This window comes from Lunatimonas lonarensis (genome assembly GCF_000390185.1).
Taxonomy (GTDB): Bacteria; Bacteroidota; Bacteroidia; order Cytophagales; family Cyclobacteriaceae; genus Lunatimonas; species Lunatimonas lonarensis.
This window is the reverse complement of sequence record NZ_AQHR01000029.1, coordinates 43,165-68,494: the sequence shown is the minus strand read 5'-3', so window position 1 is coordinate 68,494 and position 25,330 is coordinate 43,165. Positions and strand designations below refer to the sequence as shown.

Below are 25,330 nucleotides of genomic sequence, written 5' to 3'. Positions count from 1 at the left end.
TTAAAACTAACCAATTATGAGCTTTTGTCCCGGTTTAATTTGATTGGTGTTGAGGTTATTTAGCTTTTTAAGCTGCTCAATGGTTACCCCTTCCAACCTAGAGGAAATGAGCCAAAGTGAATCCCCAGGTTGCACCGTATACACTTTGGATCCATTTTCATTGTTTACCTGAAGCGGTGAGGAGTTGGATGCCAGGGTAGGTTTATCTAGGGTACTGGTGGGCTGGTGAATGTGCAGGACTTGGCCTACCCGTATCAGGTTTCCATTGATTCCGTTCCAGGCTTTAAGATTGGCCACCGATACATTGTATCGCTGGGCGATTCCGCCAAGTACGTCGCCAGACTGCACTCGGTAGGTGACTGTATGCCCAGAGGACGAAATAAATGGAGTGGGTTTGGGCATTTCGGCGACGAACCGATCAGCCTGAATTGCCAAGGAATCTTGGATCCACCGTTGGTTTTCGGCCAGGAACGCCGCTTTGGTGCTGGGCACCTTGATGGAGAGTTCCCGGTTCATTTTAGGAATGCGTGTCGAAACCAAGGCGGGGTTCAAAAACTCGAGATCTTCCATGCAGATGTCGGAGTGTTTGGACAGTTCCATTAAATCCAAGTGTCCCTCCCAGGAAATCAACTGGTAGTCTACCGGAAATACAGGGTCTTCCAAAAATAGGTTATGTAGTTCTGCATGGCGCATCACGTACATAATGGCTTGAAATTGCGGGATATAGCTTCTTGTTTCCCGGGGAAGGTAATTGTATATTTCCCAAAATTTACGTTTTCCTCCTGATCGTTTGATGGCTTTGTTCACATTTCCGGGACCGCAATTATAGGCAGCCATGGCCAACTCCCAATCGCCATAGCGCTTATGAAGACTTTTCAGGAACCTAATGGCGGCTTCTGTTGATTTTTCAGGATCCAGTCTATCGTCAATATACTGGTTTGCGTAGAGTTGATATTCACGCCCGGTACCGGGCATAAATTGCCATAGCCCCATGGCGCCTACGCGGGAACGGGCCTTTGGATTCAGGCCGGATTCGATAACTGCCAGGAACTTTACGTCCTCGGGCATGTCATTTTCGCGTAGAACCTCCTCAAACAATGGAAAATAATGGTGTTTTCGTTCGAGCACCATGCGTGTATAGGCTCTGTTTCTTACCGTAAAGTAGTTAATAAATGAAAATATCGTTTCGTTTAATTGGAACGGCATATCCGTCTTCATGGCCTCAACCCGTTTCTCTACGTCGGCATAGGTATAGTCCGGAATGTAATCAAAATGGTATTGAGGTTCTACGGTGGCCATTGAGGACAATCCATTTCCTGATGGGGAAATGGACTGTTGGGCATATAGCTCATTTACCGTCTGATGGATCAGCAGCAAACACAAAAGAAACAGTGAGAACATCGCTTTGGTATCCATCTTGGGTTATTTTACGGGTTCATAGTTGATAGGTAATTTGCAAAAGCGTATAAATCTGCTTCCTTGAAGGAATTGGCCATTATCTGAAGTCCGATGGGAAGTCCTTGTTGATCTGTTCCATTTGGGATGGATATTGCGGGAACCCCGGAAACTGATGCTTGGACTGTATAGAGGTCTTCCAAATACATGGCCACCGGGTCATTCGAATGCTCTCCAAATCGGAACGCTGTGCTGGGTGTGGTGGGCATGATAATGTAGTCATATTTATCCAGAAGGTTTTCTGTAAACTCCTTGATAAGTCTTCTTACACGTTGGGCTTTGGTGAAGTAGGCGTCGTAGTAGCTGGCACTCAACACAAAGGTTCCAAGCATGATTCTGCGTTTAACCTCGTCTCCGAAGCCTTCCGACCGGGTCATTTTATACATGCTTTCCAAATTGTGTGCATTCGGAGAGCGGTATCCATACTTTACTCCGTCAAAGCGGGAAAGGTTCGAGCTTGCTTCTGCCGTGGTCAGAATATAGTAGGTGGGGAGAACGTACTCAAGAAGCGGGAAGTTGACCTCATCTACTTGGTGGCCCTCCTTTCGCAGTTTTTCTAGGGTATCCAGTGTTGCGGATTGGATTTCTCCTTGGAGTGCATCCGTATATATAGTCTCTTTGAGGTACGCGACCTTTGCCTGCTTGTCGAAATGCAGCAATTCGCTGTAATGGGGTACTGGCTTCCGTGACGCGGTACTGTCAAACTCATCCGAGCCTGCCATTACTTCAAGTACAAGCGCATTGTCTCGAATATTGGATGAAAAAACACCTATGGTGTCGAAGGACGAGGCGTACGCGATCAGACCAAAGCGGGAAACCCTAGAGTAAGTCGGCTTAATGCCTACTACCCCTGTGAAAGCGGCAGGCTGTCTTACCGACCCGCCTGTATCAGTTCCCAACGATACGGTACATAGGTTTGCTTGTACCGCTACCGCTGATCCCCCAGAGGAGCCTCCCGGTACACGTGATTCGTCGATGGCATTCAGCGTACGTCCGTGTACTGAGTTTTCGTTGGAGGAACCCATACCAAACTCGTCGCAGTTTAGACGGCCAATGATGATGGCATCTTCATCGATCAGTCTTTGTACGGCAGAGGCAGTGTACTGGCTTTTGTATCCTTTAAGGATTTTGCTGGAAGCGTTTGATTCATGGTCTTGGTAGCAGAGGACATCTTTGATACCAACTACCATTCCCGCTAGTCTGCCGGCCTTTCCTTCGATGATTTTTTGGTCTACTTTTTCGGCTTGGGCTAAGGCAGATTCCCTATAAACTTCAACGAAGGCGTTTAGGTGCGCCTTCGTCTGAATGTTTTTGAGGTAATAATTTACGATCTCTTTGCAGTCTGTTTCCTTTCTTTCCAGCGATCGCGTTATTTCGTCAAATGAACGGAATTTTTCCAACTTACTTTTCTTTAGTCTTTGGTTTTCTTATCCTTCAGACCTTCTTCAAGATCTTCCTGAATCTCCTTGGTGGCATCCTTGAACTCTCTGATTCCCCTTCCCAGGCCTCTCGCAAGTTCCGGTATTCTTTTGGCGCCGAAGAGTAGGATGATGACTAAAACGATGATCACCAACGAACCTCCCCCTATATTTTGGATAAATGCCAATGTATTCATGTGTTCCTGATTTTGGTTTTGAATTGATTACAAATATATCACTGAGATTTGCTAACACAAAGGAATGCTTCCTTCTTCTTGTTTTTTTTGATTATGAATGGAATATACGAATTATTTTTTAGAGAGCCAAATGCTTGGATCTAATACTTCGAGGCCCTTCCATGTCTGGAAATGTAGTTCGGACACCCCGTTTTTATCAGTATTTACGGTACCAATTATGGTTTTTGTTTTCACTTGCTCACCGGATTTTACAGAAACGGTCTTTAATCGGCTATACATGGTATAAAAATCTCCATGCCGGATAATTACGGTTCCACCCATGCCCGGTACTGTTGTGATTTTGGTTACGACGCCATCAAACACCGACCTTACCGGTTCATCACGATTGGTTTGGATATCCACGCCATCGTTGGTTTCCATGATTCCTTTTAGCGTGGGATGCGGATAGGTGCCATACTTCTTGGAAATAAAGCCACTCTCCACAGGCCAGATTATCTTACCACGATTACCGGCGAAGGAGGTCGAAATCGCAGCACCTTCCGGGGTAAGCGGGATTTTGCTCGCCGAAGTAGTGGTTGTCCTGGTGCCGCTTCTTTTTGACTCCGCTTCCGCGAGCCGGATTTCCTCTTCGATCACACTTTTGATCAATCGATTCAGGTTTTCCTGTTGTTTTTTTGCAGCGGCTATTTCTTTTCGAAGTTCCTGTTCTTTTTTGGTGAGGTTGTTTACTACTCCCTGTTGCTCGGATTTAAGTTTATCAAGTTGCTCCTTTTCAGTCCGTTCTTGGGCCAGGACACGCTCTTTTTCCACCCTTTTTTCCTCTAGGAGTGCCCTTGCGCCATTTAGGTCTCTACTGACTTTCTCCATTTGCGCAACCTGCTTTTTCCGTTCATCGGCATATTGCTTTAGATACCTCATCCGCAGGTAAAACTGCTTAAAGGTAGACGAACTGAATACAAATACCAGAACATTTACCCCTTGATTCAGTTTGTAGGAGGTATAGATCATCGTAGCATATTCCCGCTTCAGATTTTCAAGGTCAGTTTCGAGCGACTTGATGGATTTCTCTGTTTCTCCGATCTCCCGGTTGATCAACAGCACTTCCCTATTCAGCGTACTGATGAACTTTATCCGTACATCGAGTTTTTGATTCACGGCTTTGAGTTCACCCAGGGAGCTTGTTTTTTGGGCTGTGGTCTGTCGCAGAATTGTGTCAAACTCCCGTAATTTTTTTTGTATTTCGGCTTTTTCTTTTTCCAGCTGGGCCCTGGATCGCTTGAGTTGGGACTGCGCGGGGGCTTTTACGATCAAAAGCCCGAGCAAAAGTATCCCCAAGAAAGTCCGACGGAAGAAAAATAGGGCCTCGTCAATAATTATACGGGAAGGATAAAGGCGCATTCGTCAAGTCTACTTTTACGATTTCAGCGTTCATGGACATCTTGGATCTGGGTTTGTCCGGTAGGCTCAATACCATGTTTACAATTGCCTTGTAGGGAAAGGGCTGTGAATCCACATCTTTGAAATCCAAATAGTTGGCTGAAAGACTACCCCCATCCTTTCGTTTGGTTCCACTTTGGAGATCCGTTACTTTCCCGTGTTTTGCGCTGATGGTAGATCGGTAAACCAGATTGTCCCTTTCCTGCGTCAGCTCAAATACCTGACCAACGCGTACCATCCTATCCCTAAACGTATATTCATGCGGAATATTGGCAAACAGTAGATTTTGTATGAGGGATAAGGTAAGTGCGACTCCATAGCGCGTTTCAAAGGTGGCATAGTCCATATCGATCGTATTGCCATTGATTCTATCGCGGATTTTTATGTAGTCTGTCGTCATGATCCCTCTAGCAGCTTCAATACCCAATCCAGGGGAGAGGCTGAACCATACCACGGAGTCTTTCTGCGCGCGAATGTTCAGGGTACCCTTGGTAACCCTGCCCGATTGATCCTCGATCATTACTTTTCCTCTAGCAGAGAGGAATTCAAAGTCCAGGTAAGTGGGCTCAAACTCATCCATTACTGTATCCGAGGTATATAGGAGGGGTTTTTTGGCGCAGCCGGCCATCAGTAGACAGGTACTGAAAGCAAGTAGAAATAACAGCCTATTCATAGTATCGTTTATGCTTGATTTTTTCAGACAAAAATTTCGAAGTCTCATCCAGTCCTTCTGCTTTTTTCCAATAGGCTAACGCCTGCTTTTCATCGCCCAACTTATACAAAATATCTCCAAAATGTTCATACATTACCCCGCTGGGCTCTAGCTGATATTCCAGTGCCTTTTCCATGTACTTCTTTGCATCTTCGTACAGTCCCAGCTGAAACAGAACCCAAGCATGGGTGTCTAGATAGGTGGCGTTTTTTGGAAACCGGGTAACCAATTTTTCAGACATTTTTTTTGCCTTGTCTAAGTCTTTTCTTTCCAAAGACAGAAAGTAGGCATAATTGTTTAATATATGTTCATTGTTTGGATTTATTTCCAAAACTTTTTCATAAGTACTGAAAGCGAGCTCCTTTTCTCCCAATGAATGATAGGTATCACCTAGCTGGCCTAGGACCATCATTTCCAGTTGGCGATTTTTGTCCTGGTTTATTTCAAGGGCTTTTTCGAGGGATTCCCGGGACGCAGCGTACTTTTTCTGGGCCAGTTTGGCGGTTCCATCAAAAAACCAAAACTCCGGTCGCTCAGGGAACCCTTCAACGGCTATTTCTGTGAGTGCTTCGATTTCCGAAAAATCGATCTGCTGCTCAAACATGAGACTGATCGCAGCTTGAATAATACCTTCATTTTCAGTTGATTCGGCAATGGAGGCTCGGTAAAAAACCAGGGCTTCAGCTTTGTTCCCCTTTGATTGTTCAAAATCTCCCAATATGCCAAGGACTGTCGGATCCTTTGGGTGGTGCTTTTTCAGTGAACCTGCCAACTCATCCAGCAAGTTGTTTCTGGTTTCTGTTTTGAGTTCCTGAAGGATTTCGGCAAATACCCTCACCTTCATCTCCACTTCCAGATCGGGGTGGGCAAACGCCCTTTTTACATAATCATTGGCCAGAGCAGGCTGCTTCTTTTCCTTATGTAGGGTAAACATGGCCATAAACAGCTCCGGCTGATCCGGATAGGTAGCGAGCGACTTTTTCACTACCTCCATAGCTTGGTCCACCCGGTTGTTATTGAAGAGAATCTCCACAAGTGCCAACACGTAGGTGGCGTTTCCAGGATGGGCATCTATGAGTTTTTGCCCTTCCATGACGGCACTTTCCAGATCATTTTGTCTGAGGAAGATCCGTTGCTTCTGCGCAGTGAGCTGTTCTACGATCCCATAGTATTCTTCCGCTTCTTCCAGTGCTGCCAAAGCTTTTTCGAAATCCTGGGAGGCTAGATACAAAGAAGCAAGTTCCAGGATGTATTGTTGTTGATTTTCTGTTTTGTCATCCATCAATGACTTCAATACATCGGCTGCTTCTTTTGGCTTCTTTTGTTTGCTGTATATTTCAGCAATCATCAACTTGTAATACTTGTTGTCACCATCTAACTCCACTGCCTGTCGGGCGAGTTCGAGTGCTTTGTCCAACTGATTGGCCCGTGTAAGTATTTCTGCCATCTTAAAGTAAACGGCAGCCTCGCTCGGATTATAAAACCTCGATTTATCGAAATAAAAAAAAGCCCGATCGAAATCCTCGAGCATCATGTACTTCTGTCCTTCAACAAAAAGCCTTGACGCCAAAATTTCTTTCTCCTGTTTTTTTCGCTGTTTTTTTGACATCCGTTCCTGGGCACTGGAATCCACTACCAATATGGAGCAGAGAAGGATACAGGTGATGGTACAGGCAAAATAAATAGGGATACGGAGTGTCATAGGTTTCATCAAATGGCTTTACTGCCACTATACGGTGATAGGTTCATTTGGTTTGTGAGAGGGGGTTGGTTTGTAAGGCTGCTATTTGGGGTTAAAATACTCATTTATAACAATAAACTTCCTTTTTGGTTTTTATAAATCGCCGCTGGATTTGGGCTATCTGCCTGTACTTCCGTATCCACCTTGTCCCCTTTCTGTATCGGTCAGCGAATCCGCTTCCATCCAGGTTATTTTCTCGTGTCTCGCTACCACAAGTTGGGCGATTCGCTCTCCGTCCTTGAGGGTAACGGTTTGTTCCGACAGGTTGACGAGCAAAACCTTCAGTTCGCCACGATAATCGGAGTCAACGGTGCCCGGGCTGTTCAATACAGTAATTCCGAATTTATAGGCCAGTCCACTTCTGGGTCGTATCTGCGCCTCAAAACCAACGGGCAGTTCAATATGCAATCCGGTTCCTATCAGCTTTCTTTCCATTGGATTTAACGTAATATCCTCATCGGTATTGGCCCGTAAGTCCATACCGGCAGATTCGATGGTCTGATAAGAGGGGAGGGGGTGCTTCGAATGATTGACGATCCGTACGTCCATACTCACTGTTTTTGGCGATTGTTTTTAATCAACGAAGTTAGTTCCTTTTTCTCCATAAGAAAAAGTATTGAGCCATAAAGAACCAGGAAAGCGTTGTGGATAACAAAATTTAACAGTTGGTTGCCGGTGTCTATCCAAAACCCTACATAGCTGAAAGCAATGGATAAGGAGAGTAGCAGCAGTGCTTCTTTGACGCGATAGGGGATAGGGAAATACTTTTGCCCTAACCAAAAACATACTGCACTCATCGCAAAATAACTGGCCAAGGTGCTGAACGCTCCGCCCATGAAACCCCATCGCGGTACCAATACCAGTATGGTGCCAATGGTGATAAGGGCGCCCAAAGCAGTCATGTAAAAGCTATAGGAGGTTTGGTCGGTAAGCTTAAACCATATGCTTAAGTTATAGTATATGCCAAGAAAGAGGTAGCCAAGCAGAAGCATGGGGACGATTTTGAGTCCGCTTTCGTACCCAGGAGACTGGAAAAACAAACGGGCGATGAGATCTAGGTTTACTGAAACGGCAACCATTAGGAAGGTACAGAATAGTATGAACCAATGCATTACCTTAGCGAAGACAAGCGGGCTTTGCTTGTTTTCAGCTTGCTGAAAAAAGAAAGGCTCCGCAGCGTATTTGAATGCCTGAATGATTAGGTTCATGAAAATCGCCAGTTTAAAGTTGGCCCCAAATACACCTGCCGCCTCCCGTTTGGTCAGTCCGCTAAAGTAGTCCTCCGGAATGGCGTATTCAAATAGTCCCCTGGAAAATACTTCGTTGACCACGCCTGCGAGACCCATAAATAGCAGGGGATAGGCGTAGGACCACATTGGTTTAATGACCGTTTTATCCAACCGCATTCGGATGGGGCCGCCGTAATAAGCAAGCACAGGAATCAGGGCAGCATTGGCTAATAAATTTGCCAAAATGATGTAATCCACTCCCCATTCCGGGTTATATATGGTTGCTACCCAACGCTGCATTCCGGGCAACCAATCCCCCATGTAAATGTGGTACGCGACTACTATAAAAAGAAGGTTCAGCCCTACGTTCAAAAAAATGTTGGAGAGTTTTATCAAGGCAAAGGTGAGGGCCTTTCCTTCCATCCGAAGTTTTGCAAAGGGAATGGCGAGCAGCGCGTCGATCGCTAGGATCAGTGCGACCCACTTAAACAAGTGGGATTTTCCGGGATAGTTTAGCACTTCTGCGATCGAGCCCGAAAGAAAGTATAGAAGGGATCCAAGTAGGATTGCTACTAGACCGACCAAGGTTTGGGCATTGTGATAGACGCGGTCTGGCGCAAGTCCTTTACCAGTGGCAAAGCGAAAATAGGCCGTCTCCATACCGAAGGTAAATAGGACATTCAGGAAGGCTATTAAAGCGTAGATCATGGTAAAAGATCCCAAGTCCTCCATTTGGAGGTAACCTGTGTAGAGTGGGATCAGCAAAAAATTGATCGTCTTGCCCAGAATGCTACTAATGCCATAGATGGCAGATTGGCTCGCAAGTTTCTGAAGCTGGCCCATATTAAAATAAAAAAAAGGGGCTCAATCTACTCCCCCTTAAAATTAGGTTCTCTTTTCTCCAGAAATGCTTTGGTGCCCTCCCGGTAATCTTCTGATTTCACGCACCTGGCAAAACTGTTTGCTTCGATTTGGTAGCCATTTCCATCACTGGCATAGACAGCATTTACGCAATCGATGATCATCCCGATGGAGAGTGGAGCTTTTTTCATGATCTTTTCCAGAATAGATTCCGCCTTTTTGATGGCATTTTCTTTCGTGGACTCCACGTAATTTAACAGCCCAAGTTTCAAAGCTTCAGAAGCGTCCATCATATCTGCTGTCATGAGGAGCTCGGTGGCCTTTGACCTTCCTATCAGGTGGGTAAGTCGTTGCGTTCCGCCATATCCGGGGATAATTCCCAAGTTAACCTCGGGTTGGCCGAATTTTGCATTTGCAGTGGCGATCCGCATATGGCAGGCGATGGCAAGTTCACAGCCTCCTCCCAAGGCATAGCCGTTTACGACGGCAATTACCGGCTTGTGGCAGGACTCTATATTCTGAAAAACCTCTTGGCCGAATTCGGCGAATTTTCGGGCGTTTACTTCATTGAGCTCGGAAATCTCGTTTATATCTGCTCCCGCGACAAACGCCTTATCTCCAGCTCCTGTGATGATGACGCCTCGGATAGACTTATTGTCGTTTACTTCGTTAAAAATATTGTTCAGTTCCTCCAATATTTTATAACTCAATGCGTTCAGCTTGGATTCTCGATTAATCGTTAGATAAAGTATTCCATCTCTGATTTCGGAAAGAATATTTTTTGGTTCTGCCATAAGAAACGATCCGTGATAATCTTCAAATATACAAGTACGTATTTCAAACACAAAACAAACACACATAAATCACAAGTCATACCCAGAACAGGTAGAAAGGTCGAACACAAAGACATTAGAGATTCAAGGGTAGGATCTCTTTTTAAAGCAAAACGCTTATTTATTATTCTGAAAAATGGGAAAATGTAAAATAATGAATTGAATCTAAGGTGAAATTAGTGGTAAATCCCGTATTTATTAGGGTTCGTGATTGCGCAAATGTGAACTTTTTAGACCTTAGTCCACCGAAACTTGTTATTTTTGTCTACGTTAAATTTTCAACTACTTAGAACGAACATTTATGTCTTCAAAACGAAAAATTACGGTCGCATATGGGGATGGGATTGGCCCGGAAATCATGAAAGCAACACTTTCCATTTTAGAAGCGGCAGGCGCGGAGATTGAAACGGATGTGATTGAGATTGGCGAGCAGGTTTACCTTAAGGGAATCACCTCCGGGATTGAACCCAGGGCCTGGGATTCATTAAGGGAAACCAAGGTTTTTTTGAAATCACCCATTACCACCCCCCAAGGAGGAGGCTTCAAGAGTCTGAATGTGACTACCCGAAAAACCCTTGGCCTCTATGCGAATGTCCGGCCATGCAAGGCCTACTCACCGTATATTCGTACCCATTTTCCCAAAACGGATCTGGTGATCATCAGGGAGAATGAGGAAGATCTCTATGCAGGCATAGAACACCGGCAAACGGATGAGGTCTATCAGTGCCTGAAGTTGATAACGAGACCTGGTAGCGAAAAGATAGTTCGGTATGCCTTCGAATATGCCAAGAAATACAACCGGAAAAAGGTGACATGCATGACGAAGGACAACATCATGAAACTGGCAGATGGTTTGTTTCATAAGGTTTTCGATGAAGTGGCCAAAGAGTATCCCGATATTCAGGCTGACCATAAGATCATTGATATAGGAACAGCATTGATTGCGGACCGGCCTGAAATGTTTGACGTGATCGTCACGCTCAATCTATATGGCGATATCATTTCTGATGTAGCGGCCCAGGTGACCGGTTCTGTTGGGTTGGGCGGATCATCCAATGTGGGTGAAGATGTGGCGATGTTTGAGGCTATACATGGTTCTGCGCCCGACATTGCTGGTATGGACATAGCAAACCCCTCAGGGCTCCTGAATGGTGCCATCATGATGCTGGTGCATATCGGGCAGCCTGAGGTCGCCGAAAAAATAAGCAATGCATGGATGAAAACCATGGAGGATGGGCTGCATACAGCAGATATCTATCAGGAGGGAATTTCCCAAAAGAAGGTCGGAACGCAGGAATTTGCCCAAGCGGTCATCGATCGGTTAGGAATGCAGCCGGAACACATGCAGCCGGCATCCTTTGCCAAAGGTGGTGAGGAAGGATCCGGTACGCTGGTTCTCAAAAAAAGGGAACCTGCTAAAAAGCAGCTGATCGGATTGGATGTATTCATAGACTGGAAGGAAGATGGAAGGAATCCCAACGTAATAGGGGATCGGCTCCGACAGGTGGATGCGGGTGGATTGAAATTGAGGCTGATCACGAACCGTGGTGTTAAGGTGTATCCTGACGGAATGAAGGAAACCTTCTGTTCCGACCACTGGAGGGTTCGGTTTTTGACTTCTGACGAATCGGGCATTACCCATGGGCAGGCTATCGATGTATTACAACAAGTGCTCGAGTTGGGCTTTGACTTCATCAAAACAGAACATCTCTACACCTTTGATGGTGTACGTGGTTTCTCCCTAGCGCAAGGAGAATAATCTTTTTTGGCAATCCATCCCTTTTCCACTTTAGGGGATGGGTTGCTTTATTTTCAGTCATTCGAAAAATTTTCCGATACACATGCGAGCGCCCAAACGAGTTTTGATCATCACCTACTATTGGCCTCCGAGTTCAGGTTCTGGTGTTCAACGCTGGCTTAAGTTCGCTAAGTACCTGCCGCAGTTTGGCTGGGATCCGGTGATTTTCACTCCCGAGAATCCTGATTTTGAATTAAAAGATCCCTCCCTCCTCTGTGAAGTTGATCCTCAGCTGGAAGTACTGAGATTTCCGATATGGGAGCCCTATCAGCTTTTTAGATACCTGAAAAAGGACGGCATTAAAGATCCGTCGGTTATCTTGGAAAGGAGGAAGAAATCATGGCTGGATAGGCTCGCCATTTGGATAAGGGCAAATACGCTGATTCCGGATCCGAGGGTGTTTTGGGTGCGTCCATCCGTTAAGTTTTTACGTGAAATAGCCGAAGTGAACAATTTTGCTGCAATCATCACAACCGGCCCTCCCCATAGCATGCATCTGATAGGGCGGAACCTAAAGCGGGCAACAGGGTTGCCTTGGTTGGCGGATTTCCGCGATCCATGGTCTGCTTGGGAGTTCTTGGATACACTTCCCATGACTGCAGGGGTACGAGCCAAGCACCGACAGTTGGAGGATTCTGTTTTTTCCGAGGCAGATGCGTTAATGACCATCAGCCCTACCTTTCAGGAAGAAATGAAGCAGTTGACCAATCGACCTGTGCATTTGCTCACCAATGGCTTCGATGAAGCGGATCTCCCTTCAGATTTTTCCTACAAGCAGGAATCGTATGACATCTTCGAAGTAGTTTACACAGGAGTCATCGATGCCATCCGAAACCCTCTTCCATTTTTGCATGCTTTCAGAGAAGTGTTTCAAAAATCCGGAGAGGCTGTTCGCTTAACATTTGTGGGAAAAGTCAGTGATCAGGTTAAGGAATTTGTGGCAAAGGACCCATGGCTTGCCCAACGAACGGTATTTCCCGGATATATAAGCCACGAAGCCGTTTTTACCTATTATGGGAAAGCCCATTTGCTGCTGCTGATTCTAACAGACACCAAAAATGCCAAGGGAAATATCCCTGGAAAACTCTTTGAATACCTAGCAACAGGTAGAAGAATCATCGCGTTGGGTGACGCCGAAGGGGATGCAGCAAAGCTTATACATCATGCAGAGGCAGGTCGGGTCATAAGTCACACCAAACCCAGGGAAATAGAAAGGTTTCTTTCGTTGGCATTTGAGCTCCGTCGTACCAATCCCCCAAGGAAAGGCGTTGGCCGCTATTCAAGAAGGAACCTTACTGGTTCATTAGCCGAAATATTACGTGAAATCGAACTTGCCAAAGACGGAAAGGAATAACGTACTCGTTACTCGCCGGATGATCATAGGTTTTGAGATTCTACCGAGGATTGATAAAGGCATTGCCGATCTTTGGTTTAGAGCGGGTTTTGACCGCTGAAAAAAATATAGACAGATGTCAATGAGGATTCCCTTTCTTGACCTGGACAAAGTCCATCAATCACTCCAAAAGGAGTTGAGCAGTAAATTTCAAGAACTGGTTCGTACCAGTGTTTTCTCGGGAGGGAAAGAGGTGGATGCCTTTGCCGAAGAAATTCGTAACTACCTTGGCGAACCATTCGTCATACCCTGTTCCAATGGAACAGACGCACTGGAAATAGCGATGAAGGTACTGGGGATTGGTTACGGTGATGAGGTTATCCTGCCAGCTTTGACATGGGTTTCCACGGCTGAAGCGATAAGGAATGTGGGTGCCGTTCCGCGGTTTGTGGATGTTACTGCCGAGGGGCTGATTGACCTCGATAGCATCGAGCAAAAGGTTTCCTCGGCTACGAAGGCTATCGTTCCCGTCCATCTTTACGGTAAGATGGTAGGGATGGATCGGCTTAGCCGGATTGCCGAACGATCTGGCTTAAAGGTGATTGAAGATGCCGCGCAGGCGTTTGGAGCCTTTAGCAATGGCAGATCGGCTGGTTTATGGGGAACCATCGGTTGTTTCAGCTTTTATCCAACCAAGAATTTGGGAGCACTCGGAGAGGCAGGGATGTTGGTGACAATGGATGCCGAATGGGCGAAACAATGCAGGCTTTGGGTAAACCATGGTCAGGTAGCTCGTAATGAGCACCTTATCTCCGGAAGAAACGCAAAAATAGATACGCTGCAAGCCGCCTTTTTACGCATCAAGCTGCGGCACTTTTCAGGGATGCAGGGCTTACGAAAAGAGTTGGCGGAGATCTATCTGCGGCGGTTACGTGGAATCGATGAATTGATTCTTCCCACAGGTATCTTGGGGCACGACCATAATGCCCATCTTTTTACCGTTCAGTGCAGACAACGCAACCAACTGAAAAGCTATCTGGAAAAACACGGAATCGGATCTGCGATCCATTATCCCCAAATCTTGCCCCATATGTCCCCGTTTTTGGATGGGGTTCCTTATCCGGTGGCCGAAACCGTTGCAAAAACCACGCTTTCTCTTCCCCTAAACACCGGCCTAACGCAAGAGGAGGTACAGGAAGTGGCTGAAGTGGTGGCGCGATTTTTTGAATGAGCCTATGGTTTATTGAACTTTTGCAAAATCGGTGCGATTTTTTCCCGTATCCAGTATTCAGACTCAGGAGAGACCGCCCACAGTTTAGCTCCAATGCCGAAACAGCAGACGAGAACAGTGCTTTTTATTACTACGTCAAATATGACACTATCGGGGCTGGGAAGTAGGAACCGGGCTACTGTCCAGCTGGCAAGTCCGATAGCTAGAATTTTAAACAAAGCAACGGTGAAGGGATTGAACCCCAGTCTAACTTTGATGTAAACGAATTTGATTGCATTGTACAGCAACATGGCAATAAGGGATGCGAGGGCAGCACCTTCTATTCCCCAAATGGGGATTAGCCAACTGTTTAAAAAGACAACGGCCACGCACATGATTACAGTAGCTGTAATGTTAAACAGGTAGTATTTGGAAAATACGATGATCTCACTGTTTACCGAAAACAAGGCATCGGTAATCTTTCCCAGCCCGATAAGGAAAACCACCCATTTGCCTGCCTGATAAATATCCCGGTTAGGTACGAAGTGATAGAGATTATCGATGTTTACCCAAATTAGCAGAAAGACCAAAAGACAAATCAGTAGTTGGTTGACAGCTACCTTTTTGTAGATCTGATGGATGTCAGGCAACTGGTTGGCAGCAAACTTTTCGGAAATCACCGGCATGATCACCTGGGAGATGGCCCGACGGGGCATTTCGATGACGACGGCTATGGAAAACCCGATAATATAAACCGCATTCGCATCTAGTCCAATCATAGAACTCACCATTAGGCTATCGATCTTCATGATCAGTAGGGCTCCTGCCGTGCCTAGAAGCGTGATGAGACTGTAATTCAGAAACGACGACTGGAACTTTCTGTCCAAATTTTTCCAGTCCAAGGTCAGTTTGAACAGATTACGTTTGACCATGTACGTAAGGGTAGCAACCAAAGCCAAGAAGTAAACCAAACCCAATCCCCACATCAACTGATGGAAGGAATATAAATCGAACAGATAGCCCAGAACCAATAGGGCCATGAGAAGTCGAAGAAGCACGTCTCTGATGAACGAAGGGATCGCTACTTTCAGGTAGGATCGACAGAAAGATTCAAGGATGGTGCTTAGGAGCGAAAACAGTGTGATAAGAAGTGCGACCAGTAAATAGTCATTTACCTCAGGAGAATTCTGGGCAAATAGTGAAATGATGGAATCTTTAAACCCCCAGAAGACCGCAGCCAGCAGAGTGAATCCAATTATCCCGACGACCAAGGTCTGGGTCAAGAAGGGGAACTTAGAACCATCCACCAATGGGAAGAAGCGGGTAATTCCGTTGCCTACTCCGAGTTGGGCAAAGGGAACCAACAGGATGGCTAAATCCTGTATGGTTTTGAAAAGGCCCACCTGTTCGGGCTCTAGCGCATAGGGCAAAAGCCATAGCACATTGAAATACCCGACGACTACCCCCATATAGGCGAAAAGAGTGGTCAGAAGACTTTGCCGTGCGATGGTGTTCAAAGGGATATTCTTTTAGTTTGGCTTGGCCGCTTATTTTGACTGATCAATGATGCCCAGTAGTTTTTCCTTTCTCAGTGAATAGGAAAAATGGGTGGTTATCCGATCGCGGGCTTGCCGTCTCTTTTCTGCCAGTGTTTTGTCGGTTGCCAAGTTGTCAAAAATAGTACAAAGTAATCCAAAATCTCGCTTTTCAAGGATAAAGCCCGTATTACCGATAATATGCGCAATCTCTCCCACCTTTGAGCCGATCGGGACGCATCCGCAAAGCATGGCTTCTGCCAGGGCATTTGGAAAACCTTCAGAGGCGGATAGCTGCAAGTAGAATTGGCTTTGCTGGTAGGCCAACCTCAGGGATTCCTTATCCATTGCGGGAGCGATGGTCACGTTTGGAAGTGCAGTGGAAAAGCGGTCGTCACCCACTAGGGTAAAATGAAAGTGCTTGAAGCGATGGGCAGCCTCCAAAATTAGGTCTATACCTTTCACCTTCGCCCGGTTACTGGCAGTGATACCGGTTGCAACAGTTAAAAACGAAAAATGCTTTCGGGCATTGCCCGGATCATTCCAAAACGCAGCATCGAAGCCGTTATGTATAACCTGGATAGGAGTGGCAAGGCCTGGTATAAGGTTTTTTAGTCCTTGTTTTTCAGGTGCCGCGGAATCGTAGCGATAGTCTGAAGCCACCAAGGCCTCTGAAACCGGAACAATCAGTGCGCAGTTCTTAAAGCTGAAGATACTAGCTTTCCGTAGCCATTTCTTTCGGTAGTTTCCATAATTGATGTGAGGGAGGTGCATCGCATCTGTGCCACCACACTGGATGATCACTCGTTTGTGGAACAATTTCCCGAAAATCACCGGTAATACTGTGTGGTATCCTCCAAAGAAGCACAGGTATTGGTCAGTAAAGGGCAGCAGCACGCTCAACTGGAAAAACTGGATGAAAAAGTAGACAGGCAAAAGGGCGGGTTTATCCGTAAAGGTCAAAAACTGCAGGTTGGTTTTTTCCCTGAGCATTTCCAGGTCTCGTTGGATAAATGCCGTACTAATCGGTGCAACATAAATCAACATTTAGGACACTAGGTTAATCCTCCCAAATCGGTTTTGGATCCGTTCGAAGAAAATGACCCATTTTGAGCGATGCGAGACTTCTGTGAGCGGTTGCATTTTTCTAAAGACGAAATATTGATAATCTTTTTCGTTGTAGAACACCTTATAGTTTTCCATTTTGTCCAAGTAAAAACCACTTGTAGCAAGGTCGCCGACCAATCGGGCAGTATCCAGTGGCTGGTCGATCACCTGCAGTTTATCGGACTCGTTTTTGATCATCCACTCCAAAAACCTGGGAGCGGGAACATGAATAAATAATACCGTTTCCGAATGGCTATGGCGGCTGACGGTTTTAAATAACGCGTGATGATCCTCAACAGGTATATGCTCCAGAACATCCGGAAATACTATGAAGTCAAACCTAAGCCCCGGTTTATCAAAATCCGACATGTCGGACGTTTCAAAAGACAGGTTCCGGTATTTTGTCCACAGCTTTTCCGCCTGTCGGATACTCTCTGGACTAATATCAACCCCCAGTACAGATCCCTTGTCAACTATCTTGGCCAAAAGGTGACTGACAGTGCCAATACCACAGCCTACTTCCAAAACCCGGTGATTGGGTTTCAGACCAGCATCCACCACTTTTCTAAGAATACTGAAATGCCTTGAGTTCACCCCTACCTTAAGTTGCTTGTCGGCAAACTCATCGTAAAATTTGGCTACGTTTTCAGACATGATTTAAGCTGTTTATTTGGTCAAATAAGGACGTAAATGCATCAAAACTACCCCAAGGAGAGTCAGTACGAGTAGGTACTGGGTAATGTTCATAACGGTCAGAGCTGCTGAGTAGGAGCTAGGCTTGAACTCAAAGACTACCCGAGAAGATCCGGACGGAACCGTCAATCCTCTCAGGAGGTAGTTGACACGTAAGATATCCGCAGGTTCGCCGTTTATGGTGGCTTTCCACCCGGTCGGGTAATAAATTTCAGAAAAAACCACTAATCCGGCTTCTTCCGCATTTATTCGGTACTCCAACCTGTTAGGAAGATAGCTTTCTAGGGTTACCGTGCCCTTTCCAACTTTTCTCGAGATTTCCGGTATCTCTGATACGGTCACCTGCTCTTTGGTATCGATCCCTGCAAGTGTATTGATTTCTTCCTGATTGGAAGAAACATCGATGATTTCGGAAGGAAACCATGCAGGACCATTGGCCTGGGGATTTCTGAAAACGGCGTTTTCGGCACGTCCGGCCATGATATACCTTGTATTAAGCATATTTAGCACAGGGATACTGTTGAAATCAAAATTACCCTCCTGTGCCTTTTGAATGAATTGGTTCATTTCAGGCGTAAGGATGTTTTCGATCAATTCTTGGTACCTTCCGAGCTTGGCCCCATGATACCCGCCGATGCTGTTAAACCGATAGCTAGTGCGTGCTTCGTTAAAAGGGTTTTGAAGATTAAGTACTCGGAAGTATTCGGTATCCTGAAGGATTTTTTGGTCAGCGGGACTGGCCGCGAAGTATTGTTGGGTTGGATTTTCGCTAAAACTTTCGGCATCCAAGTATCTTTTATTGATACCCCAAACGTCTACGGTGATCAGAACTGCTACTCCCAACAGGGCGGTCAACTTGCTCAATTGTCTCTTCAGAAGTGTAAAAATCAATCCACTGGTCAGAGCCAGAAAAACCAAGCTACGGAATGCATCTGCCATTAGCATGCTTTTTCTATCTTGGCGCAGTGCTTGCTGCAGCCAGTCCGGATAGGAAGCCTCTGCATTGCCCCGATAGCCCATAATTCCCGCAATGAGAATAGCGAGTACTAAAACTCCAACCACAACGATAAGGGAGATCCAGAATTTCCGGATGGTTTCTTTTTCATGACTACGGGCTACCAAGTTTTCGAGTCCCAAAGATCCTAATACAGGCACAGCAAACAGCGTCACTCCAAGAGCCATCGATACGGCCCTAAATTTATTGTAGCCGGGTAGGTAATCGAAAAGAAAATAATTGAACCACTCCAGATTCTTGCCCCATGAGAGGAGCAACGTAAATACGGCTATCCCTACGAAAATATTTCTATGCAGAGGACGGGCCATCAATATCCCAATTATGAACAATAGCACCATAATGACACTGCCATAGATAGGGCCTCCCGTTCCCGGTTGATCTCCCCAGTAGGTAGGCGCTCCGCGGACAAACTCATTAATCTGCGCGGGTTCTATGCCCTGCCTTCTCAGGGCTTCCTCAGAAGCAGAGGATTTGGGCAGGGACTGCACACTGCCACCCCCGAAATAATTGGGAATAAGGAAGGTGAGGGTTTCTAATTTCCCCTGAGACCAATGAAAGGCATAGTCCTTATCCAAACCTGATTGGGTAGTTTGGTTAGCATCAAGGTTGCTGACCCCCCGAGTGGAATACTTACTGTATTCCAACACAGAGGTGAGTCTTGTGGCATTTCCAAGTACTCCAAGCAAGGCACCAATCAGTAGGAACGAAACAACTCCGGCAAATACGGTCAGTTGCTTGTTTCGGAAAAAATACACCAATTGGCCGACGCCATATATCAGCACGCATATAAAGGTGTAGTAGGTAATCTGAAGATGGTTAAATTTAAGCTGGAGAAGAATGGCAAAGGCGGTAATCAACGCGCCGAGGGCTTTTTTTCCAGAAAAAGCCAGGTGTACTCCGGTAAAAACAAGGGGGATTAGGCAGATCGCCCAGATTTTTGCATTATGGCCCGCTTCAAGGCTCAGTAGGTTGAACGAGTTAAAAGAAAATGCGATTGCTCCGCCTACAGCTATCAGGGGACGAACTCCGAAACTAAGTAGCAGGATGTACATCGCCACCATACCAAAAAACAACGACCCTATGGGGTGGGGGAGTCCGAGGGTGATTACTTTAATAATGTAATTTGTAATGTCCCCGCTTGGATTACTATGAATTAGGTACGAGGGCATTCCGCCAAACATACGGTTAGTCCAAAGTGTTTCTTCGCCTGACTCCATTTTGAAATCAATAATCTCTTTGGCAGACCCCTCCCACTGTAGGATGTCTGATTGAAAGATCAATTTCCCTTCAAAGACGATTGGAGAGAAATACAATAGGGTAATCAGGTAAAAAACGGCAATTCCAAGTAAATGCGGAAGTAGGTCTTTTTTGAAATCAAAAGGCATGGGTCAACGATAGGGTTGGCAAATCTCTTATCGGTGCAAATTAAACATTAATCTCCACTTCTAAAATTTATAATTTTGCCGTCCTTTGAGTACCCGATCTCCTAGGTAGTAGCCTATTGACAATTCATGGGAGTTGTTTCGGTAATTGTTCGTGGCCGTAAGGTTAAAGTCATGAGCATAGCCAAACCGTATATAATCGGTAACAAACAGGTCTAACAAGACAACCAACGCTTTTCGATTGCCTTCGTTTCGGATGCTTGACCGATAAGAGGTTCCTACCCAAAAACGATTGTTTAACAGAAACATGGCATTGATATCATAACTCAAAGGGCCAGAAAAATCATCCCGGATTAGTATGCTGGGCTTAAATGTAGTCTCTACTCCCAGGTCGAAAACTCCCCCCAGCTGGAAGAAGTAATGCAGATTGTGGGCAGCAAGTACTACATCCTGATTTTCAAGATTTTGCCTTCCAACCATATTAAAAACGCTCAATCCGGCAAAGAGAGTTTCGGAATGGAAAAAAAGACCGCTGTTTATGTTTGGAATGAAAAGATTTACGCGTTCCATGGGAATGGTAGCATCCGTTGCATCGTCCGGGTGTAACCTGTTTCCGTCTACACTGTGTTCCGACGTGCCGGCACTGACCCCTAAACCCAAGAAGGAGCGATCTCCTGTTTTGATTCGATAGGCATACGTCAACAAGACACTTTGGAGGGCCGATGCACCTAACCTGTCAGATAGCAAGGAAGCCCCAAATCCCATCGATCCATCCCTGGAGGCCATATCACCGGTGATGCTGAAGGTCTCCGGTGAGCCAGGAAACGACACAAACTGGCTTCGGTAACTTGCCTGTACAAAAGGGTCTACCTTGTAACCCGCATAGGCCGGGTTTATATGTAGACTATTAAAGGCGTATTGGCTAAACTGTGGTAATTGCTGTGCACGCGTTAATACAGGGCACAATAACAGGGAAGCCGTAAATAACAGCCCAAGTCCCTGCAGATAACTGCGTAGAATCCGGATTATTTTATCACTTGCACCCATCCTTTATACCTTATTTCCTCCCCACTGGGTAAATTTCCTGACACTTGGTAATAGTAGGTTCCGGCATTTAGTCCAGCCGCATCCCAGTCATTTTGGTAATCTGCCGATTGGAACACCGGATCTCCCCATCGGTTAAAGATTACCAACCGAATTTTGTCGAATTTATGATCTGCCCGAATGATGAACGTTTCATTTTTACCGTCGTTATCCGGCTTTATTACATTGGGAATGAACAATGGATTTACTCGCTTCGAAACCTCTGCCGAATTATCCGTCGGATTTGGGTCATTGATTTCACTTGCTACCCAAGCTTCATTGGTAAACAAACCGTCTGCAAGAGCAAGTACCCGTAATCGGAGTGTTAGGATACCATCTACCGGAAAGTGGCTTACGTTCCACGTTTGTATTTGGCCTGAGTTCAATAAAACAGGATTCATGTCGCCACCGGTAGTTTCGAATTCCCAATCCAAAAACCGTAAGCCCTGAGGTATTCGATTATTGATCAATACATCAATTCCGTCATCTATGCCATTGTTTCGAACATCGATCTGATAGAAAAACTCATCACCATCAAAAATCTCTACCAAGGTGACGGTTTTGGTGATCGTCAAATCGGTTTCCCTCGCACGTACGATAAGCGGCGGACTCGAAGCCGATGCGGAGAAGTCTTCTACCGAGACGGTCACTTCGTTGATATACTCGCCATCCCTCGTTGCTATGACGTCAAAACTGATTGAAGAGGTTTCCGAAGGAGACAGGCTATCCACTATCCAGACATAATTTTCAACAGAGGATTGAGACGCGGATAAAAACAGAAGTCCGCTTGGAAGCTGGTCGTCCAATTTGATGCTTTCCAAGGGAAATGGGCTGTTGTTTGTTGCCGTAATGGTAAAGGTTATGATTTCCCCTTCAACGGCGCGTTGCCTATCTACCTCTTTGGTGATAACCACATCGATGGCACCTATCCAAACCGTAACGGTGGCCAAACTACAATTTCCCGGTATTGCCGCCTGACACAATTGATAGGTGATCAGGTAGTTTCCAGGGGTTGATCCGGAGGGTAGGATCAAAAAGCCATCTTCGTCAATCCTTGCCTGTAGGTTTACCGCTCCGCCCGTTTCATTGGTAGTAGAAACCAATTGATAGGTAACTTCGCCAGGTGTAACTGGCCTCCCCAGAAAACGGTCGTTTTCTGAAATTGGTAATACATTTTCTTGAAATCCCTTCAGGGGGCCATACGAATCGTCTGCTGCTAGGATAGGGGCTACCTGAACCTCAACCAATATGGCATTGCTTATGACCTCTCCGCAGAGCTGATCTCGTGCGATGCGCCGGAAATAAGTGTCGCTCAACAGGAGGCCTGGCTCAATTGCAGTTCCGTTCGCCTGGGGTATTCCTATCCAACTCGCTCCATCAGAAGACTGTTCCCAAGTGAACGAAATTGGCCCTTTTCCCCCTTCCGGATCTGCTCCTGCAATTGGCGCTACCGGTTCCAACTGAAAGACTACTTGATTGCCCTGGATTTCGGGATTAGTCAGTGGCGGGTACAGGCGAACGGTCACAGCCAAGCGTTCCGCAGAAGGGCACCCCTCTATTACCTGCTCTGCATAGTAGGTGTTTTCATTTACTAGGAGGGTTTGGGGAGCAATAGGTTGATTTCCCGAAGGTGTGGAATGCCAACGTATGTTTTCTCCAACCAGAACAATGTCTTCCAAAGTTAGCTCCCCTGATTCACAAAACTCCTGAAAAGCATCTCCTTCTGGGGCGTTTACAGGAGGCAGAATGGTTAGTCTAACGATGGTGCTATCTTCCCCAGAGCACAATCCAACAATCTCATATCCAAACTCATATACTCCCGGTGCCAAGCCTTCCGTATCCCAAAGGTTACCTGCCAGATTTCCCGTTTCATTGAAATCCGTCCAAGTTCCATAGGTGCCAAAGGGTGCAGACAGGTGGTCAAAAAGGTTGACCGTGGTGCCGTAGCATATTTGCGCCTCTTGGCCTATCCCTGCCTGCGCATCAAGCTGTTCGGGATCGATGGTGAATTCAAGTACTTCGTTTATACAGCTGGCAGGGTCAGGATGGGAAATCCGCACCTTATAAATGCCTTGGTGGGAAATAATCGAAAAAGGCGCAAATGAAAGCGTATTTTCGCGGCTTAGGATTATTTCCGGTGCATCTTCCCGGTACCATTCGTAGCTGACCTGTTCAAAAAACGGTAGACGAAGCTCACCGTCTTCGTCTTCGCAAAGGTTGCGGGGGGTGATAACGGGGAGATTGTTTTCGAAAAGGGTAAGTGCGGTGGTGGAGGTAGTACCGCATCGATCCACGGTTCTAAATTGGTACCTGCCAGGCTCGAGGTTGCTGAACAGGGGGTTGGTTCCGTTTTGGACGTTTACAGGTACACCGTTTATCGAGATTATGCTAAACGTCACCGGATTGTACCCATTTGTTGCCAAGTATACATCAAACGAATCATCGCCGCATGAGAACGCATTGACGGACTCAATGACAGACCTCCCGGCGAATGTGAATTCTTCGACCGGCTCAATGCAAAAGGTGAACCGGCTTTCCCCCGGCAATATGTCCTCACCGTTGCGAAAGGTCCTTACGGATTTTACGATTCGGAATTCTCCGGTAAAGGAAAAGTTGAAATTTGTCTGCCCATTTGCCAAAAGTATCGAGTTCGTATTGGTTAATTCCGAGCCATCTACATATACTCTCCCCGTTCGGGGGTGCACCCATTCACCGGTACGGATGTCTTTTTTTTGAAGGCCAAATCGTAGATTTTGTGCCGGCGGAATATCACTTTGGTAGTTAAGAGCTATATCAAACGATCCGCAATTTTCCTCTACATGTATTTCTTCCGTGGTAGTGGACGTGCCCACGATGGTTACGGGTCGCCTAAAGGTAGTCTCTCCACAGCTGGTCGAAACTTCAAAAACGTAGTCTCCAGAAGGCAGTTCAGTGAGCAAAAACCTGCGTTTATCGTCTTTGCTGATGTGCTGAGAGAGGTCAATAGGGTAAGCAGATGAAAAACTTTGGGGGCCTTGCATTAGGGTAACCGATTCCAAAAAGTAATCGAAATTCATCAATTCCAAATCGCCAAATCCCGGAGCGCAGCTTTTGAGCACGGTGAAAGATGGTGCGGAGACGATGGTGCGGTGGTTTACTGAGATGGAGGCGGTGTTTCCACAGGCGTCTTCGACAGAAAGCGTATACGTGCCGTCAGGAATGGGATTTGCAGGACTTCCAAAAAAAATATTTTCCTCAGTGTAAGGGCCCGGATATTCGCTATTGGCTACTGCGGGGTCAAACCCATCCGGGAATCTGTCGAATCGAATGGTGAACGGAGGAACAGCAAAAAGAGGTTTAACGGAAAGGCGCCTCATACCACACATTCCAGCGCCCCAGCGCAAATCATCCGAAATAGCTATCTTCCGATTGACTTCGAAGCTGATCTTTTCCGAACTCAATCCGCAATTATCCACCGCAGAGATGGTGTAGCTATATCGATTCTCCGGAAAAAAGGGAATCTCCGTGAAAAACATCCCCCCTTCCAAGTCACTTTCATTTACCGTCAGGTGGATCGTTTCGAATAAAGATGCAGACGGGTTAAAAACTTCGAGCGTGACTTCCAGCGGAAAAGCGTTGGATAAATAGGGAGTCTGAAGGGCATGGCCCACCGTAACCGTACTGCAACTTGGAAGAAGCGGTTTAAACTCCTGAATAGTGGGGTTGATTCCAAATCTGAGACTTTCTAATCGATAATTCTGAGTTCTTGTTTCCCCACATTCGTCTGTGACCCGAATGGTGTAACTTCCCTCGCTCAGACCGGAAAACACGGGGGTTTCCTGAGGCGGGAAGGCCACCGGCCCAATTAGCTCGAAGGTTTGCGCTACGCCCTCATTGACGACTACCTCTATCACACCATCCTTTTCACCGCAGACGCTTTGGGATGCCACTGAAAACCGAAAATCTTTCACATCCTGTGCTACGATTGCATTTCGGTCCAATGAAAAAGGCTGTCCGCCGGATTCCCCACCCGCGGTTACGCGGTAAGTGCCGGCAGGAAGCCCAGTGAATTCACCGGATGCATTTGATTGGATCGGATCATTCAAATTCGGGACAAGAAAAAGATCAAATGACAAGTTGCTAATATCATTTTGGTCAACACCTGTGATGCTTGCTGATATTTTTCCATTTTCCGGGCAAGTTGCTGACTGGGTTGAAAGGGTCAAAGAGGGGCTATTTTGCCCTTTTGCATACTCATTTGGTATGATCAAAGAAAAAGAAAATACAAGCAGAATAAGTACCTGCCTGAGAC

The 25,330-nt window shown here is 46.2% G+C and carries 18 protein-coding genes; 3 read left to right on the top strand and 15 right to left on the bottom strand.

What is annotated here, in order from left to right:
- Window positions 1-6: 6 nt before the first annotated feature.
- The 9 genes from ADIS_RS04160 to ADIS_RS04120 form a co-directional block, all read right to left on the bottom strand.
- Complete coding sequence (locus ADIS_RS04160) at window positions 7-1,416, bottom strand: lytic transglycosylase domain-containing protein (RefSeq protein ID WP_010853087.1); 1,410 nt, start codon at window positions 1,414-1,416, stop codon at window positions 7-9.
- An 11-nt stretch (window positions 1,417-1,427) separates the two neighbouring features.
- Window positions 1,428-2,855 carry an Asp-tRNA(Asn)/Glu-tRNA(Gln) amidotransferase subunit GatA gene (gatA, locus tag ADIS_RS04155; protein ID WP_010853086.1) on the bottom strand — a complete coding sequence of 476 codons (1,428 nt, stop codon included), beginning with the start codon at window positions 2,853-2,855 and terminating at the stop codon, window positions 1,428-1,430.
- 11 nt (window positions 2,856-2,866) lie between these two features.
- Window positions 2,867-3,070 (bottom strand): twin-arginine translocase TatA/TatE family subunit, encoded by a 204-nt coding sequence (gene tatA / locus ADIS_RS04150; RefSeq protein WP_010853085.1) that lies wholly within the window; start codon window positions 3,068-3,070, stop codon window positions 2,867-2,869.
- A gap of 111 nt (window positions 3,071-3,181) precedes the next feature.
- On the bottom strand, window positions 3,182-4,468 hold the full coding sequence (locus ADIS_RS04145; protein WP_010853084.1) for a murein hydrolase activator EnvC family protein: 1,287 nt from the start codon (window positions 4,466-4,468) through the stop codon (window positions 3,182-3,184).
- Window positions 4,437-5,180, bottom strand: a complete 744-nt coding sequence (locus ADIS_RS04140; protein WP_010853083.1) for a DUF4292 domain-containing protein — start codon at window positions 5,178-5,180, stop codon at window positions 4,437-4,439. The genes ADIS_RS04145 and ADIS_RS04140 overlap by 32 nt, the downstream gene beginning before the upstream one ends.
- Entirely contained in the window at window positions 5,173-6,921 is a 1,749-nt protein-coding gene (locus ADIS_RS04135) for a tetratricopeptide repeat protein (RefSeq protein ID WP_155907109.1), read from the bottom strand. Before ADIS_RS04135 ends, ADIS_RS04140 begins: the two co-directional genes overlap by 8 nt.
- Before the next feature lie 156 nt (window positions 6,922-7,077).
- Complete coding sequence (gene dut / locus ADIS_RS04130) at window positions 7,078-7,509, bottom strand: dUTP diphosphatase (RefSeq protein ID WP_010853081.1); 432 nt, start codon at window positions 7,507-7,509, stop codon at window positions 7,078-7,080.
- Window positions 7,510-7,511: 2 nt separating this feature from the next.
- Complete coding sequence (locus ADIS_RS04125) at window positions 7,512-9,032, bottom strand: lipopolysaccharide biosynthesis protein (protein ID WP_010853080.1); 1,521 nt, start codon at window positions 9,030-9,032, stop codon at window positions 7,512-7,514.
- 26 nt (window positions 9,033-9,058) lie between these two features.
- On the bottom strand, window positions 9,059-9,844 hold the full coding sequence (locus tag ADIS_RS04120) for an enoyl-CoA hydratase/isomerase family protein (protein ID WP_010853079.1): 786 nt from the start codon (window positions 9,842-9,844) through the stop codon (window positions 9,059-9,061).
- A 340-nt stretch (window positions 9,845-10,184) separates the two neighbouring features.
- Between ADIS_RS04120 and ADIS_RS04115 the strand changes: the two genes are divergently transcribed.
- The 3 genes from ADIS_RS04115 to ADIS_RS04105 all read left to right on the top strand — a co-directional run bounded on the left by ADIS_RS04115 (window position 10,185) and on the right by ADIS_RS04105 (window position 14,245).
- The gene (locus tag ADIS_RS04115) at window positions 10,185-11,642 is read left to right on the top strand and encodes an NADP-dependent isocitrate dehydrogenase (RefSeq protein WP_010853078.1); all 1,458 of its coding nucleotides are present in this window, start codon (window positions 10,185-10,187) and stop codon (window positions 11,640-11,642) included.
- A gap of 82 nt (window positions 11,643-11,724) precedes the next feature.
- A complete protein-coding gene (locus tag ADIS_RS04110) occupies window positions 11,725-13,035 on the top strand; it encodes a glycosyltransferase family 4 protein (protein ID WP_035804632.1) in 1,311 nt (436 codons plus the stop codon).
- Window positions 13,036-13,150: 115 nt separating this feature from the next.
- Window positions 13,151-14,245 (top strand): DegT/DnrJ/EryC1/StrS family aminotransferase, encoded by a 1,095-nt coding sequence (locus ADIS_RS04105; RefSeq protein WP_010853076.1) that lies wholly within the window; start codon window positions 13,151-13,153, stop codon window positions 14,243-14,245.
- 2 nt (window positions 14,246-14,247) lie between these two features.
- On the opposite strand, the gene ADIS_RS04100 is transcribed toward ADIS_RS04105, so the two are convergent.
- From ADIS_RS04100 to ADIS_RS22170, 6 genes are read right to left on the bottom strand one after another with little or no spacing between them, the layout of a single operon-like run.
- Window positions 14,248-15,741, bottom strand: coding sequence for an oligosaccharide flippase family protein (locus tag ADIS_RS04100; protein WP_010853075.1), 1,494 nt, complete (start codon window positions 15,739-15,741; stop codon window positions 14,248-14,250).
- A gap of 30 nt (window positions 15,742-15,771) precedes the next feature.
- A complete protein-coding gene (locus ADIS_RS04095; protein WP_035804631.1) occupies window positions 15,772-16,806 on the bottom strand; it encodes a glycosyltransferase family 4 protein in 1,035 nt (344 codons plus the stop codon).
- Complete coding sequence (locus tag ADIS_RS04090) at window positions 16,807-17,520, bottom strand: class I SAM-dependent methyltransferase (protein ID WP_010853072.1); 714 nt, start codon at window positions 17,518-17,520, stop codon at window positions 16,807-16,809.
- Between the two features lie 12 nt (window positions 17,521-17,532).
- Window positions 17,533-19,959 (bottom strand): YfhO family protein, encoded by a 2,427-nt coding sequence (locus tag ADIS_RS04085; RefSeq protein WP_010853071.1) that lies wholly within the window; start codon window positions 19,957-19,959, stop codon window positions 17,533-17,535.
- Between the two features lie 60 nt (window positions 19,960-20,019).
- Window positions 20,020-21,003, bottom strand: coding sequence for a PorP/SprF family type IX secretion system membrane protein (locus tag ADIS_RS04080; RefSeq protein ID WP_010853070.1), 984 nt, complete (start codon window positions 21,001-21,003; stop codon window positions 20,020-20,022).
- Window positions 20,982-25,154, bottom strand: a complete 4,173-nt coding sequence (locus ADIS_RS22170) for a T9SS type B sorting domain-containing protein (RefSeq protein ID WP_010853069.1) — start codon at window positions 25,152-25,154, stop codon at window positions 20,982-20,984. Before ADIS_RS22170 ends, ADIS_RS04080 begins: the two co-directional genes overlap by 22 nt.
- Window positions 25,155-25,330: the final 176 nt, after the last annotated feature.